The 13,866-nt window shown below is 71.3% G+C and carries 14 protein-coding genes; 12 read left to right on the top strand and 2 right to left on the bottom strand.

Features of this window, described 5'->3' with window-relative positions; translation table 11 throughout:
• Positions 1 to 50 precede the first annotated feature (50 nt).
• Genes C3K08_RS13065 through C3K08_RS13050 form a run of 5 tightly spaced genes read left to right on the top strand, consistent with a single transcriptional unit; the run spans position 51 to position 3,160 of the window.
• A complete protein-coding gene (locus C3K08_RS13065; protein ID WP_104991689.1) occupies positions 51 to 656 on the top strand; it encodes a diguanylate cyclase in 606 nt (201 codons plus the stop codon).
• A complete protein-coding gene (locus tag C3K08_RS18580; RefSeq protein ID WP_234009088.1) occupies positions 653 to 1,300 on the top strand; it encodes a nucleoside deaminase in 648 nt (215 codons plus the stop codon). Before C3K08_RS13065 ends, C3K08_RS18580 begins: the two co-directional genes overlap by 4 nt.
• Positions 1,297 to 2,253 carry an NUDIX domain-containing protein gene (locus tag C3K08_RS18575; protein ID WP_234009087.1) on the top strand — a complete coding sequence of 319 codons (957 nt, stop codon included), beginning with the start codon at positions 1,297 to 1,299 and terminating at the stop codon, positions 2,251 to 2,253. The genes C3K08_RS18580 and C3K08_RS18575 overlap by 4 nt, the downstream gene beginning before the upstream one ends.
• Positions 2,250 to 2,561 carry a hypothetical protein gene (locus tag C3K08_RS13055; protein ID WP_104991688.1) on the top strand — a complete coding sequence of 104 codons (312 nt, stop codon included), beginning with the start codon at positions 2,250 to 2,252 and terminating at the stop codon, positions 2,559 to 2,561. Before C3K08_RS18575 ends, C3K08_RS13055 begins: the two co-directional genes overlap by 4 nt.
• Positions 2,558 to 3,160 (top strand): histidine phosphatase family protein, encoded by a 603-nt coding sequence (locus tag C3K08_RS13050; RefSeq protein WP_104991687.1) that lies wholly within the window; start codon positions 2,558 to 2,560, stop codon positions 3,158 to 3,160. The genes C3K08_RS13055 and C3K08_RS13050 overlap by 4 nt, the downstream gene beginning before the upstream one ends.
• A gap of 24 nt (positions 3,161 to 3,184) precedes the next feature.
• Here the strand turns inward: C3K08_RS13050 and C3K08_RS13045 are convergent, their stop codons facing one another.
• Entirely contained in the window at positions 3,185 to 3,703 is a 519-nt protein-coding gene (locus C3K08_RS13045) for a M23 family metallopeptidase (RefSeq protein WP_104991686.1), read from the bottom strand.
• 80 nt (positions 3,704 to 3,783) lie between these two features.
• Between C3K08_RS13045 and C3K08_RS13040 the strand changes: the two genes are divergently transcribed.
• The 6 genes from C3K08_RS13040 (at position 3,784) to C3K08_RS13015 (ending at position 12,254) form a co-directional block, all read left to right on the top strand.
• Positions 3,784 to 4,239 carry an arsenate reductase ArsC gene (locus tag C3K08_RS13040; RefSeq protein ID WP_104991685.1) on the top strand — a complete coding sequence of 152 codons (456 nt, stop codon included), beginning with the start codon at positions 3,784 to 3,786 and terminating at the stop codon, positions 4,237 to 4,239.
• Positions 4,240 to 4,242: 3 nt separating this feature from the next.
• The gene (locus C3K08_RS13035) at positions 4,243 to 5,145 is read left to right on the top strand and encodes an RluA family pseudouridine synthase (protein ID WP_104991684.1); all 903 of its coding nucleotides are present in this window, start codon (positions 4,243 to 4,245) and stop codon (positions 5,143 to 5,145) included.
• A 56-nt stretch (positions 5,146 to 5,201) separates the two neighbouring features.
• A complete protein-coding gene (locus tag C3K08_RS13030; RefSeq protein WP_104991683.1) occupies positions 5,202 to 6,482 on the top strand; it encodes a pitrilysin family protein in 1,281 nt (426 codons plus the stop codon).
• The gene (locus C3K08_RS13025) at positions 6,479 to 7,720 is read left to right on the top strand and encodes a pitrilysin family protein (RefSeq protein WP_104991682.1); all 1,242 of its coding nucleotides are present in this window, start codon (positions 6,479 to 6,481) and stop codon (positions 7,718 to 7,720) included. The genes C3K08_RS13030 and C3K08_RS13025 overlap by 4 nt, the downstream gene beginning before the upstream one ends.
• A gap of 274 nt (positions 7,721 to 7,994) precedes the next feature.
• Positions 7,995 to 9,500, top strand: coding sequence for an Ig-like domain-containing protein (locus C3K08_RS13020; RefSeq protein WP_158679931.1), 1,506 nt, complete (start codon positions 7,995 to 7,997; stop codon positions 9,498 to 9,500).
• A 48-nt stretch (positions 9,501 to 9,548) separates the two neighbouring features.
• A complete protein-coding gene (locus tag C3K08_RS13015) occupies positions 9,549 to 12,254 on the top strand; it encodes a S8 family serine peptidase (protein WP_104991680.1) in 2,706 nt (901 codons plus the stop codon).
• Positions 12,255 to 12,325: 71 nt separating this feature from the next.
• Here C3K08_RS13015 and cmk read toward each other — a convergent pair whose 3' ends face one another.
• The gene (cmk, locus tag C3K08_RS13010) at positions 12,326 to 12,949 is read right to left on the bottom strand and encodes a (d)CMP kinase (RefSeq protein WP_199776942.1); all 624 of its coding nucleotides are present in this window, start codon (positions 12,947 to 12,949) and stop codon (positions 12,326 to 12,328) included.
• 91 nt (positions 12,950 to 13,040) lie between these two features.
• Here cmk and C3K08_RS13005 point away from each other — a divergent pair, with 91 nt between their 5' ends.
• Positions 13,041 to 13,835 carry a peptidylprolyl isomerase gene (locus C3K08_RS13005; protein ID WP_104991678.1) on the top strand — a complete coding sequence of 265 codons (795 nt, stop codon included), beginning with the start codon at positions 13,041 to 13,043 and terminating at the stop codon, positions 13,833 to 13,835.
• Positions 13,836 to 13,866: the final 31 nt, after the last annotated feature.

The raw sequence follows: 13,866 nt of genomic DNA, 5'->3' as shown, positions 1-13,866 counted from the left end.
ATGTAAGACCGCATGATGTACGGTGGGACATCCCACCCAGGAGGTTCTTCATGCCCAGACCCGACATCCTGACCCGCTCCGCGTTCGAGGCCGCGTTCGAGGAGCTGCGCGGCGCCCCCGTGACCCTGGCCCTGCTCGACCTCGACCACTTCAAGACGCTCAACGACGCGCTGGGGCATACCGAGGGAGACCGGGTACTGCGCGGCGTCGAGCGGCTGCTCTCGGGCAGCCTGCCCACCGGCAGCGTGATCGGGCGGCTGGGGGGTGACGAGTACGCGGCCCTCCTCCCCGAGACGGCGGCGGAAACGGCCCTGATCCTCCTCGACGAGGTGATCCGGCACTTCCACATCCACCGCGACCCCCACTGGCCGCGCACGCTGGGCCTGAGCGTGGGGCTGGCGGCGCGGCCTGCCCATGCCCACACCTTTGCCGACCTGCAACGCGCCGCCGACGAGGCGCTGCTGCGGGCCAAACGCGAGGGGCGGGGCCGGGCCTGCATCTATGTGGAGAGCAAGATGGTCCTGAAGTCCAACTATTACCCCAAGAGTCAGCTTGAGCGCCTCTCCAAACTGTCGGGGGCGCTGGGCCGCACCGAGGCGTCCTTGCTGCGGGAAGCGCTGGACGATCTGGTGGAGAAGTACCGGGGGGAGCTGTGAGTCAGGGCTCCTGGGTACGGTCCCCCTGGGACGACGCCTTGGCCGAGGCGTGGGCGGGGTACGGCCACGGCTCCTACCCCATCGGGGCCGTCGTGGTGGACCCGCAGGGCAAGGTGATCGCGCGGGGGCGCAACCGACTGGGCGAGGGGCGGGCCGTCGAACGGGGCTTTATCTCCGGCCACGACCTCGCGCACGCCGAGATCAATGCCCTGCTGAACTTGCGGGAGGTGCCGCGCCCGGAGGTGTACGGCTGGACGGTCCTCACAACGGTGGAACCCTGCCCGCAGTGCGCGGGGGCCATCGCCATGAGCGGCCTGCGGGCGGTCGAGTACGCCGCGCCCGACCCGTGGGCGGGCTGCACCCGGCTGCTGACGGACGATCCCTACGTCGCCCGCAAGGGGATTCGGGTGGGCCGGGCGCCGGAGGCCGTGCAGTCGGCGGCGCTGCGGCTGGCGCTCGTCGGCTTTCTGGAGGAAGGCCACGCGGCGCTGGAGTCCTCGCTGCTGCGCGAGTACCGGCGGACGCACCCGCTGGATCTGCGGGCGGCGGAGCACCTGCACGCTTCCGGCACGCTGGCGGCGTTGCGGTCCCGGCAAGCGCCCTTCGCCCAGGCCCGGCCGCTGTTGCTGGAGGTGCCCGCGTGAAGTCCTTCGTTAATCTCTCCCCCTCGCCCACGCGGGTGGGCCGGGCCTGCGCGTGGATCGAGCGTGGGGACGGGCGCGTGCTGATGACCGGGCTGGAATGGGGCGGCTGGACGCTTCCCGGCGGCGGCATTCACCCCGGCGAGACGGCGGCGCAGGCGGCGGTGCGCGAGGCCTGGGAGGAGGCGGGCGCCCGCTGCGAGGTGGCCGGGGACCCCATGACCCTGCGGGGCACATCGGGCGTGGAGGCCGAGTGCTTCCCCCTGCGGCTGCTCGCGCTGGAGCCGAGTCCGGAGGGCCGCCCGGTCGCCTGGGTCAACCCGCGCTCGCTGCCCTGGGCCGACGACGTGCAACTGCGGCAGGTGCTCGCCCCTCGGGGAGAGACGCCTCTGGCCCTGGCCCTGCCGCCGCTCGTCGCGCGCGCGGTGGCGGGGGCGCAGGCACACGGTTTTTCCCACTCCTGCTCCCTCGAAACCGGGCGACTGCTCAGAACGCTGGCCGCCTCGCATCCCGGCGGGCGGGTGCTGGAGCTGGGCAGCGGCTGGGGGGTGGGGACGGCCTGGCTGCTGTCGGGCATGGCTATTGGGGCGCGGCTCCTGACGGTGGACGCGGACCCGGCATGCGCAGAAGCCGTCGCCTCCCTGCTAGCAGGCGACCCCCGCGCCGAGGTCCGCTATGCCGACTGGCGGGAAGCCCTGACGGGCGGCCCCTTCGACCTGATCTTCGTGGACTGCGCTCCGGCGAAAGGCCAGGAAAGTCTGGATGCCCTCGTGAATGCGTTGCGCCCCGGCGGGCTGCTGGTGGTGGATGACCTCAGCCCGCCTGCCTTCTTACCGGAACGGCTGCACGGCGGTGACCCCTTGCGCGAGGCCCTCTTCGCCCACCCGCTCCTGTTCTGCACCGAGGTCAGCGTGAGCCGCCGCGAGACTGTCGTGCTGGGGACGAGGACGCAATGACTGAGGACGCCTCCAGAGTGGAGTTTATCGAGTTGATATTCCCAATCACGGACGACTTCAACTTGAAAGACTGTGACGGAATTGAAGAAGCCCTGCAGTCAGCGCTCAGCGCCTGGGCGATGGGGCATGTCTCTGGTGTCGGGGTAGGGATGGGTGTATTCGAGTTGAGTATAGAGATTGACGAGCATGCCCGGCACGAGCCTCAAAGGGTCATTACTGCGGTGCTTGAAGTCGTCCGTTCTTTCAGGTTTCCGGCAGGGTCCTATCTGCTGGTTTACCCGACGAGTTTGCAACCCGTGGAGTTATGACCTCTTTCCGCCTCACCCTGCTGCGCCACGGCCGCAGCCGCGCCGACGACGAGAACGTGCACGAGGGCCGCTATGACTCGCCGCTCACCGAGGTAGGTCGCGCCCAGGCAAGGGCACTCGCGGCCCACTGGCAGGCCCACCCGCCGGGCTTCGACCGGGCCTACGCCTCAACGCTGGTCCGGGCGCACGAGACGGCGCAGATCGTGACTCGGCCGCTGGCCCTCCCCTTCACGCCGACGCCGCTGCTGATGGAACACGACAATGGCCCCATCGCCGGGCTGCCCCACGCGGAGGCGCGGGCGAGGTACCCCATTCCCGACTTCCGCCACGACCTCTCGCCCCTGACCCGCGACGGCGGCGAGTCGCAGGCGGCCATCCGTGCCCGCGCCCTGCTCGCGCTGGAGCTGATCTGGCAGGGCGGGGGAGAGCATGCCCTGGTGGTGTCGCACGGCGGTTTTCTGAACGCCATGCTGCGCGAGCTGACCGGAGCGCACCGGGCCTGGTTCCGCTTCGGGGACACGGCCTTCGCCACCGTGGAACTGTCGCGGACGAGCCATACGGCGCTGGTGACGGGCGTGAACCTCACGCCGCACCTGTGACCGCTGGCGGCTGGAAACTGGCCGCTACTCCCCCCGCAGCAGTGGATACGGATTGATCGCCCCGCCCATCTCATAGATGCCGTAATGCAGGTGCGGCGGCGTGCCCCGCGCGTTGCCGCTGTCCCCAACGTAGCCCACCACGTCTCCGGCCTCGACCCAGTCGCCTTCCTTCAGGTCCTCGCGGTAGCGCTCCAGGTGGGCGTAGTAGTGCCGCTGCCCGCCCGGCCCCAGGACCATCACCGTGCGTCCTCCCAGACGGTTCTCGCCCACGTTGACGACCACGCCCGGCGTCGTGGCGAGAATCGGCGTATTGCGCGGCGCGAAGATGTCCACCCCCTCGTGCCGCCGCCCCTCGGAGCGGGCCGCGCCCCAGGTGTCCACAAAGCGCTGGCCGGGCAGGGGGTTGGGCAGGCTGCCCTCGGCAGGCGTGGGGGCGGCGAGCAGAGCCGAGTAGCGCCGGGCATTCTCCAAGTAGGGCCACAGCAGGTAGGCGGCTCCGGCAAGCACGGCGAGGATCAGCAGGAAGCGGAGGACACGGCGCACCCTCCCAGCATGGGGGCAAGCTGGGCGGGGCAGGGCGAGGGTTCCCACGGTCGGGCGGGGACGCGGCCTATCCTGGGCGCGTGACCCGCGTCCTGATTCTCTGCACCCACAACTCGGCCCGCTCGCAGATGGCGGAGGCCCTGACGCGCGAGGCGGCCCGCCGCGCGGGGGCCGCGCTGGAGGTCCACTCCGCCGGAACCGAGGCCACCCGCGTCAAGGACGAGGCGAGGACCGTGATGGCCGAGCGGGGCCTGAGTCTGGACGGGCACCGCAGCAAGACGCTGCACGACCTGCCGGACCCACAGCTCTTCGACTACGTGATCACCGTCTGCGACTCGGCGGCGCAGGCCTGCCCGGTCTACCCCGGCCCCACCATCCGGCTGCACTATCCCTTTGTCGACCCGTCGGGCGGCTCACTGGAGCGCTGGCGGGCGGTGCGGGACCAGATCGAGGTGCAGTTCACCGCCTTCGTGGAGGCGCTGGCCGGGGGGCGGCCCGTGCCACCGAGCTACACGCAGAGTCCGGCCGTCGCCTGAGCCATGCCGCTCAACTCCGGCTACGTCTACCGCGAGCGCGTCCCCACCTGGGCGCGGGGCCTGACCGTGCTGGCCTACCTCACGCGGGCGCACGGGCACTCGGACGAGGCCGCGTGGCGCTCCCGGCTGGAAGCGGGCGAGGTGCGGCTGGACGGCGCGACGGCCCACGGCAGCGAGGAGCTGCGCCCAGGTCAGCGGCTCGACTGGCACCGTCCCCCCTGGGAGGAGGAAGCGGTGCCGCTGGAGTTCGGAGTCGTCCACGAGGACAGGGCGATTCTCGCGGTCGCCAAGCCCTCCGGCCTGCCCACGCTGCCGGGCGGCGGGTTTCTGAAGGGTACCCTGCTGACCCAGGTCCAGAAACGCTGGCCGGAGGCGCGGCCCCTGCACCGGCTGGGGCGCGGCACCTCGGGGCTGGTGCTGTTCGCCCTCACGGGGGCAGCGGCGGCGACACTCGCGCAGGCGTGGCGGGCCGACGAGATCGAGAAGGTCTACCGGGCGCTGGGTACCGGCCACCCCGACTGGGAGGAGCGGGCGCTCACCACGCCCATCGGCCCGGTGCCGCACCCCCGGCTGGGCACCGTGTACGCGGCGAGTATGGCGGGGAAGCCGTCGCTGAGCGTGGCGCGGGTGCTGGAGAGGCGCCCGGAGGCGACCCTCTTCGAGGTAGACCTCCACACCGGGCGGCCCCACCAGATTCGCATCCACCTCGCGGCGGCCGGGCACCCCCTGGTGGGCGACCCCCTCTATGCCCCCGGCGGCCTGCCCCGCGAGGACGACCCCGGCCTCCCCGGTGACCTCGGCTACCTCCTGCACGCTGAGCGCCTGACCCTGACCCATCCAGTGACGGGCGAGCGCCTGACCCTGCGGGCGGAGCCTCCGGCGGCGCTGCGGCGGGCCGGGGAGTAGGGAAGGACTGCAACCTGGCTCCCAGCCGCCTGCGGCCCAGCCGCTACACTCCCCCGGTGACGTTGTCCCCCGCCCCGCCCACCCACCTCTGGACCCTGAACTCCGGCCTGACGGTCGCCTTCGAGCGCCGCCGGGGGCCGGGCTTCGCCTTCGACCTGCGAATCCCCGTGGGGAGCGCCCACGACCCGCGCGGGCAGGAGGGGGCGGCAGGCGTGCTCGAAGAGTGGCTCTCCAAGGGGGCCGGGGGCCGGGACGCCCGCGCCCTGGGCGACGCCTTCGACGACCTCGGCGTGCGGCGGGGCGGGGGCGTGGGGCCGGAGGCGACCCGCGTGAGCCTCAGCGGCCTGACCGCCGACCTGCCCGCCGCGCTGGGCCTCGCCGCCGACCTCGTGCTGCGGCCCCATCTGCCGCCGGAGGAACTGTCCATCCTGACCGACCTCGCCCGGCAGGACCTGGAGGCGCTGGAGGAAAGCCCCCCCGACCGCCTCGCGGTGGAGGCGCGGCGGGTGGCCTTCCCGCCCGACTCCGCCTCGCCCCACGCGGGCTATGTCCACCCCGCCAGCGGCACGCGGGAGGGCCTCTCGCGCCTGACGGTAGAGGGGCTTCGGGCCTTCCACGCCCGGTGCCCGGCGCGGGGCAGCGTGCTGGGCATCGTGGCCGACGCCGAGCCAGCCGAGGTGCGCGGCCTCGTGGAGCGAGCCTTCGCGGGCTGGAACGGCGGGGAGCCGCAGGTCGTTCCCGCGCGGTTCGTGCCCGGTGCCCGTGCCCACGTCCCGCACCCGGAAGCCGAGCAGACCCACCTCAGCGTGACGGCGCCCGGCGTCCCCCCCCTCAGCCCCGACTGGCTGCGCTGGCAGCTCGCGCTGACGGCCCTGTCGGGGGGAAGTGCCAGCCGCCTCTTCCACGCCGTGCGCGAGGAACGCGGGCTGGCCTACAGCGTGGGGGCCTCGCCCGTGGTGCTGGGGGGGCAGGGGTTTGTCAGCGTCTACGCGGGCAGCACGCCGGGCCGCGCTCCGGAGACGCTGGAGGTGTTGCTCGCGGAACTCGGCCGCCTGGGTGCCGGGCTGGAGGCGGCCGAGTTCGAGCGAGCCCGCCGCGGCCTGCTCGCCGGGGTGGTCTTCGGCGCCGAGAGCCTGCGCTCGCGGGCCGGGGGCCTGACCCGCGACCTCGCCCTCTTCGGCCGGGTGCGCCCCCTCGCGGAGCTGCGGGCGGCGGTGTCGGACCTGACGCTGGAGGACGTGAACGCTTTCCTCACCGGATACGACCCTCTCGCCGGGGCCACGGTGGTCACCCTGGGGCCGGAGGCGGCGGGCCAGGGCACCGGGGAGGCCGCATGACCCTGCGCGAGCGGCGGCTCCCGAACGGTCTGACCCTGCTGCTGGAGCCCGACGAGGCCGCCCAGACCGTCGCGGCGGGCTACTTCGTGGCGACCGGGGCGCGGGAGGAGCGCCCCGAAGAACTCGGCGCCTCCCACTTCCTCGAACACCTGATGTTCAAGGGGTCCGGGTCGGTCCCGGCCGCCGAGCTGAACGCCCGCCTGGACGACCTCGGCGGGCACGCCAACGCCTTTACTGGCGAGGAAGCGACCGTCTACCACGCGGCGACCCTGCCCGAGCAGACGCCCGAACTGCTGGACACGCTGACCGAACTGCTGCGCCCCGCCCTGCGCCAGGCCGACATCGAGGCTGAGCGCGGCGTGATTCTGGAGGAAATCGCCATGTACGCCGAGCAGCCCGCCGTGCGCGTGGCCGACGAGCTGCGGGCCGACTACTGGGGCGGGCACGGGCTGGGTCACCCCATCCTGGGAACGCCGCAGACGGTGGGTGGGCTGACGCGCGAGGTGCTGGCCCGCAACTGGCAGGAGCGCTACGGGGCCAGCCGGGTGACCCTGACCGTGGTGGGCGCCTTCGACCTGGGCGCGGTGGAGGCCTGGGCGGCACGGGAACTGGCGAACTGGCCGAGCGGCCTCCCGGTCCCCGCTCTTGCCCCGGCGGTGCCGCGTCACCCCGGCACCTTCCGTTTCTTGCACGACAACAACCTCAGCCGGGTGCAGGCGGCGTTTGCCCTGCCCGGTGTGTCCGCCCGTCACCCGCTGCGCGAGGCGGCGGCAGTGCTGGCCGAACTGATCGGCGGCGAGAACGGCGACCTCTACTGGGCGTTGCTGGACACCGGGCTGGCTGACAGCGCGGACCTGGCGCATCTGGACTACGTAGACGTGGGCACCTTCGAGGGCGGCTTTTCCTGCGATCCGGAGCGCCTCCCGGAGGTGCACGCCGCCTATCTGGACGTGCTGCGGTCCGCTGAAGGCAGGCTGACGCCCGAGCGGGTACGCCGCGCCGCCCGCAAGCTGGCGGTGTCCACCCTGCTGCGGGCAGAGACGCCGGGAGGCCGCCTCTTCTCGCTGGGTATGGACGCCCTCGTGCTCGGCGAGGCCCTGAGCACGGAGGAGCAGGTGGCCCGTTTTGAGCGGGTGACGCTGGAGGAGGTGCGGGGGGTGCTGGGCCGGTGCCCGCTGGTGGGGGCGACGGGGTTGGGGCTGGGGCCGGAGAAGGTGCGCTCGACCCCCCGGTGGTGAGGGTGACATGAGTAACATTTGTCCTACGCTCAGCAGAGTCTTATAGTGCGGTCACCGAAGGAACTGCGAATCGAGGCCACCCGGCCGTCGGGCCGCCCAACAGTGGCTGTCGTCTGGCTCTGTTCCGTGAATTCGGCCTGGCCTCCATAGGACTCTGATGAACCGACCCCTCTGCCTCCTAACCCTCCTGACCAGCCTGCTGTGTGCCTGTGGCCCCAGCTCGGCTCCTAGTGCCCCCGCGCGGCCAGGACCTCCCGCCCCCGGAGTCGACACAGTGGCTCCAGCGGTGCGGCTGGAGGCCAGTACGGCGGTCGTGAAGACCAGCGCCCCTGTTTCTCTGCGGGCCGAGGCATCCGACGAGGTGGGCGTGGTCTCCGTGACGTTCTACGACGGTACGCGGCTGCTGAGCACTGACCGCGAGGCGCCCTTTGAAGCTGCGGTGAGCTACGGGGCCGCCGAGAACGGTCCCCATACGCTGCGGGCTGTGGCGACCGACGCGGCGGGCAACCGCGGCGAGGCCAGCGCGGTCCTGACCGTGGCCGTCGCGGGAGCGGGAGGCGCCGACACCCAGCCGCCCACCGTGCGCCTCTCTGCCGCGCCCCAGACCCTGGCGGTGCCTGGCCCGGTTGACCTCACGGCGACCGCCACCGACGACACCGGAGTGACAGGAGTGACCTTTTACCGGGGCGCGACCCGGCTGGGCGAGGACACGGCCGCGCCCTACACGTTCCGTGACGACCTGACCGCGCTGGGCGCGGGCGAATGGATCTACCGGGCCGTGGCTTCGGACGCGACGGGCAATACGGCCGAATCGGCGCTGACGGTCACGGTGCCTGGGTCGCCAGCAGGGCCGCAGGGCGCGGAGGTGGCGGTGGTGCAGAGCAGCCCGACAAGCTACACCGTGACCGTGAAGCCCGCGCCGGGACGCCTGCTCGCGCGGGTGGAGGTCTACGACAATGGCCGCCTCGTGGCGACCGACGAGCAGGCCCCCTACAGCACCGATCTCACGTATGGAGCGGCGGACAACGGGCCGCATACCCTGCGCATCCGGATCGTCGACGACCGGGGCGCGGTCACCGAGGTGAGCCGTTCCCTGACGGTCAACGTGGTGCCGAGCGCGGACGCGCCCCCCACGGTCGGCCTCGTGCCCGATGCGCTCACGATCACCCGAGAGGACCCCGTCACCCTGACGGCCACCGCCCAGGATGACCGGGGCATCGACCGGGTCGAATTCCTGCTCGACGGCGAGCGGGTGGGCGTGGACCGCGAGGCCCCCTACACGGTCTCGCTCAGCTTCGGGGCGGCGCAGGGGGGCACGCGGACGCTCACGGCGCGGGCCTACGACACGGCCGGGCAGACGGCCGAGGCCAGGACCACGCTGGCCGTCGCCATCGACGCGGGCGATTTCGTGGACCGGGCCACCCCGGTCCAGATCGGCCAGAGCATTGACGGGGTGATCGCGGGCAACCCACGCGACATCGACATCTACCGCTTCACCGGGGCTGCCGACGACCGCCTGCGCGTCACGGTCAGTGGGTCGGGCGGTCCCTTCCCGAACAGCACCCTCGACCCCTACGTGCAGGTGTTGCTGCCCGACGGCAAGACCGTATTCGAGCAGGATGACGACAGCGGACCCGGCTACGACGCCGAGCTGCTGTTCAACCTCCCGCAGGAAGGAACGTACTACATTGTGGTGACCAGTTTCCGCATCTTCGACGATCCACGCGCGACCGACGACCGACCGACCAATCTCTACCGTCTGTCTCTCAGCCGCCGTTAGGCGTTCGCCTCTCGCCCGGCCCCGCGCCGGAGTACAGGAGATCCTCCCTTGAACACTCCCCGTCATGCCCTGCTGCTTCTGACCGCCGCCATCGCCCTTGCGAGCTGCGGCAGCACTCCCAACGCCCCGACTGGCAAGGCCCCCTCGGGTGGCGACGGCTCGGCCGCAATTCGCGCGGCCGACGTTCCTGTCAGCGAGACGGGCCGCTACTTTGTGGAGCTCGCGGGTGACCCCACGGCGCTCGGGGCCCAGAGCATCCGCAGCCAGCAGGCCGACTTCCGGCTGCGGGCGGCCCAGGCGGGCCTGAAGCTTCAGGAATTCGCCAGCTACCAGCGCCTCTTTAACGGCCTGAGTGTGGTCGCGAGCGCCGAGGAGGCCAACCGTATGGCCCGCCTGCCCGGCGTGGTCAACGTCTTCCCGGTCGTGAAGATCGAGCGCCCCGTGACCGAGCTGGGTGAGGAACCCTCCGTGCCGCAGGTGCAAACGGCCGCCACCATGACGGGCGCGTCCATCCTGCGCGACGAAATGGGCATCACCGGCAAGAACGTCAAGGTCGCCATCATGGACACGGGGATCGACTACGACCACCCGGCGTTCCAGGGGCGCGTGATCACCGGCTACGACTTTGTGGGTGATGCGTTCGGTGTGAACGGCAACTTCACGCCCGTGCCTGATGAGAATGCCGACGATTGCGGCGGGCACGGCACGCACGTGGCCGGGATCGTGGGGGCCAACGACCCCACAAACGGCTTCAAGGGTGTGGCGCCCGACGTGATGTTCGGGGCGTACAAGGTCTTCGGCTGCGAGGGGTCGACCAGCGCGGACATCATGATTCAGGCGATGGAACGGGCCGAGGCTGACGGCATGCAGGTCCTGAACATGAGCATCGGGTCGAGCTTCCAGTGGCCCGAGTACCCCACCGCCAAGGCCGCCAGTGCGCTGGCCAAGCGCGGCGTGATCGTGACGGTCTCGGCGGGCAACAGCGGCACCGACGGGCAGTTCGCGACCGGCGCTCCCAGCCTCGGCGCGAACGTGATCGCGGTGGCCTCGGTCGACAACGCCAAGCTGGAGATGGACTACCTGACCGTGAGCACTGACGGCGCGCGGGTGGCCTACACGGTGGCGACGGGTGCGCCCAATCCCTCGACGGGCCTGAACCTGGAAGTGACCCGTGGCCCGGGCGTCACCAACACGGCGGCGGCCGACGGCTGCTTCGTGAACGGGGTGAACCCCTTCGCGCCCAACAGCTTGGCGGGCAAGGCAGTCCTGATCCGGCGCGGCACCTGCGCGTTCCGTGAAAAGGCCCTCAACGCCCAGGCTGCTGGCGCCCGCGCCGTCCTGCTGTACAACAACGCCCCCGGCGTCCTCTCGCCGACCGTGGCCCCCAGCGCTGCCAACGACAACCAGGTCATCGAGATTCCGGTGGTCGGCCTGTCGGATGTGGACGGTGCCCGGATCGGCAACCAGATCTCCTCGGGCGCGGCGCCGCGCGTGACCTTCACGGGTCAGCGTGCCCTGTTCGACAACCCCACCGGGGGCACGCTCAGCAGCTTCACGAGCTACGGCACCTCGCCCGACCTCGACCTGAAGCCCGACGTGGCGGCCCCCGGCGGCCTGATCAAGAGCACCTACCCGCTGACCAAGGAAGCGACCGGTTACGCGGTCCTGAGCGGCACCAGCATGGCAGCGCCGCACGTGGCAGGCGTGGCCGCCCTGCTGCTGGAGCGTTACCCCCGCCTCGGCCAGATCGACGGCGAGGCCCGGCGCCTGCTGCAGAACACGGCCAAGCCCTCCAACTACTTCCTGGGAAGCAGCGTCTCTTCGTTCGTGGACTACGTGCAGCGCCAGGGTGCGGGCGTGGTCAACGCCCCGGCGGCCCTCGCCGCGCTTCAGAGCGGCGTCAGCGTGTCGCCCAGCAAGATCGCCCTGGGCGAGAGCGACGGCATGCCCACCCGCACCAAGGTGCTGACCATCCGCAACAGCGGCGCCACGGCCCAGACCTATCAGGTCACCCACGTGGCGGCCCTGACCCTCAGCGGCACCACCTTCGCGCCCGCTCCCAGCACGGCGGCGGCCACGGTCACCATCAATGGCCAGGCCAGCACCACCGTGACGGTCCCGGCCGGCGGCACCGCCGAGCTGAACGTGACCATCACGGCGCCCGGTGGGGCGGCCGACCGGTCGCAGTACGGCGGCTACATCCGCATGACGAACACGAACGCCAGCGGGACCAGCCTGAGCGTGCCCTACGGCGGCTTCAAGGGCGACTACCAGAGCATCAAGGTGCTGGGCGACATCTCGCTGCCGGGCTACGGCCTGGGCACCACGCCGCGCGACTTCCCGGCCTTCTACGACGCCGTGGAAGGCATGCTGTACTACGAGAACGGGGTTCCCACGACCAAGCCCGTCTTCACGCTGGGCCAGATCGGCACCACCCTCGACATCCCCCGCATCTGGGCTCACCTCGCGCACCAGTCGCGCTGGATCGAACTGGACGTGCTGGACGCGGGAGGCAACCGCGTAGACACCGTGAGCCGCGACGAGTACGTGGGCCGCAACGCCACCAACGTCTACGCCGGTTCGACCAGCAACGCCTACTACACCTGGAGCTGGGACGGCACCCTCGCCAACGGCAACGCCGCGCCCAACGGCGACTACCGCCTGCGCCTGCGGGTCCTCAAGGCCCTGGGCGACGAGAGCAACCCCAACCACATCGAGACGTACACCAGCCCGGTGTTCGGGATTCAGCGCTAAGAAATCTGTTCAAGGGGGCCAGGTCACACGGACCTGGCCCCCTTGTTCGGTTGCCCTCAGATTTCAGCTGGTTACGGCCCCCGGACCTCTGCCAGCACCATCCCAATGACCTCTCCCAGCGTCAGCGGCCCCGTGTCGATCACCCGCGCGTCCGGGGCGGGCGCACTCTGCACCGTGTCCATCCGGTCGCGTTCGGTCAGGGCCGCTTCGATGGCGGACACGTCCTCGGGGCGCTCTTTTGCCCGGCGCTCGGCGCGGACGCGGGGGCTGGCGGTCAGGTAGAACTTGGCCTCCGCGTGCGGAAAGACATTTGTGCCCATGTCACGTCCCTCGGCCACGAAGGGTTCGGGCAGGGCGCGGAGCTGGGCGTCCACCCACGCCCGCACCTCGGGCAGGGCCGCCACGGCGCTGACCCCGGCGTCCACCCGCGAGGAGTGAAGCTCCTCGGTCAGCTCGCGCTCGCCCGCCCACACCCGGTTGCCCTCGGCGCGGGGTTCGAGGCGCAGGGGGGTGGCGTGCAGGTGCGCCAGCAGGCCCGCCGCATCAGTCAGAGCGAGGCCCGCCTCCAGCCCCAGCAAGGTCGCGGCACGGTAGAGCAGGCCGCTGCTGACATAGGGAATCCCCAGCGCCCGCGCCACGCCCGACGCCACACTCGATTTGCCGCTGGCCGCCACGCCGTCTATCGTCACGATCACCCGCCCAGTGTAGAGGGCGCCCGGTGGAGACGGCACGGTGGAGTGGTCGCTCGCCCCTTCTTCTCAGGCCCCTTCCCGCTAGACTGCCCGTGTGAAACGCGCCCTGCTGATCCTCACGGCCCTGCTGACCCTGACCGCCTGTCAGGATCAGCAGGAGAGCACCACCGACACCCCCGCCAGCCAGACCGAGGAAGCCCAGACCGACACCCCCGCCACCGACGAGACCTCGGCCGAGGCGGAGGAGGCGAAGGCGGCCGACGAGAGCGGCGACGCTGCGGCCAGCGCCGAGAAGGTCACCAAGCCCGGCCCGGTCCCGGCGGGCTATGCGCTGGTTCCCGCGCTCTCCGAGAAGCCGGTCCGCGAGTACAAGTCGGAGCCTGACTTCGCGCTGGAAGACGGCAAGGACTACTACGCCCTGATTGACACGACCAGGGGTCAGATTCTCGCCGATCTCTACGAGCAGGAGACGCCCGTCACCGTGAACAACTTCGTGACGCTGGCCCGCAACCACTACTACGACGGGATCAAGTTCCACCGCGTCATCGAGGACTTCATGGCGCAGACGGGCGACCCCACGGGCACCGGCAGCGGCGGCCCCGGCTACAGCTTTGCCGACGAGTTCCGCACCGACCTCACCTTCGATTCGGCGGGCATCCTGGCGATGGCGAACAGCGGCCCCGCGACCAACGGCTCGCAGTTTTTCATCACCTTTGCGCCCACCGACTTCCTGAACGGCAAGCACACCATCTTCGGCAAGGTCGTGCAGGGCGAGGACGTGCTGGGCAAGCTGACCCGCACCTCGGACGCCAGCTCCGGCCAGGAGGCCCCCATTGAGGGCGTGACTCCCGACGAGATGGTCACCGTGCGGATCGTGACCAAGGGCTGATCGGGAACAGAGGAAGGGCCTCGCCTGCGAG

This window comes from Deinococcus sp. NW-56, assembly GCF_002953415.1.
Taxonomy (GTDB): domain Bacteria; phylum Deinococcota; class Deinococci; order Deinococcales; family Deinococcaceae; genus Deinococcus.
This window is presented reverse-complemented; position numbering and strand designations above follow the sequence as displayed.

Excerpts from the sequence above, each read along its gene's own strand:
- C3K08_RS13055 (WP_104991688.1), top strand. The coding sequence starts at position 2,250 with ATGACTGAGGACGCCTCCAGAGTGGAGTTTATCGAGTTGATATTCCCA.
- C3K08_RS13050 (WP_104991687.1), top strand. The coding sequence starts at position 2,558 with ATGACCTCTTTCCGCCTCACCCTGCTGCGCCACGGCCGCAGCCGCGCC.
- C3K08_RS13025 (WP_104991682.1), top strand. The coding sequence starts at position 6,479 with ATGACCCTGCGCGAGCGGCGGCTCCCGAACGGTCTGACCCTGCTGCTG.
- C3K08_RS13065 (WP_104991689.1), top strand. The coding sequence starts at position 51 with ATGCCCAGACCCGACATCCTGACCCGCTCCGCGTTCGAGGCCGCGTTC.
- C3K08_RS13035 (WP_104991684.1), top strand. The coding sequence starts at position 4,243 with ATGCCGCTCAACTCCGGCTACGTCTACCGCGAGCGCGTCCCCACCTGG.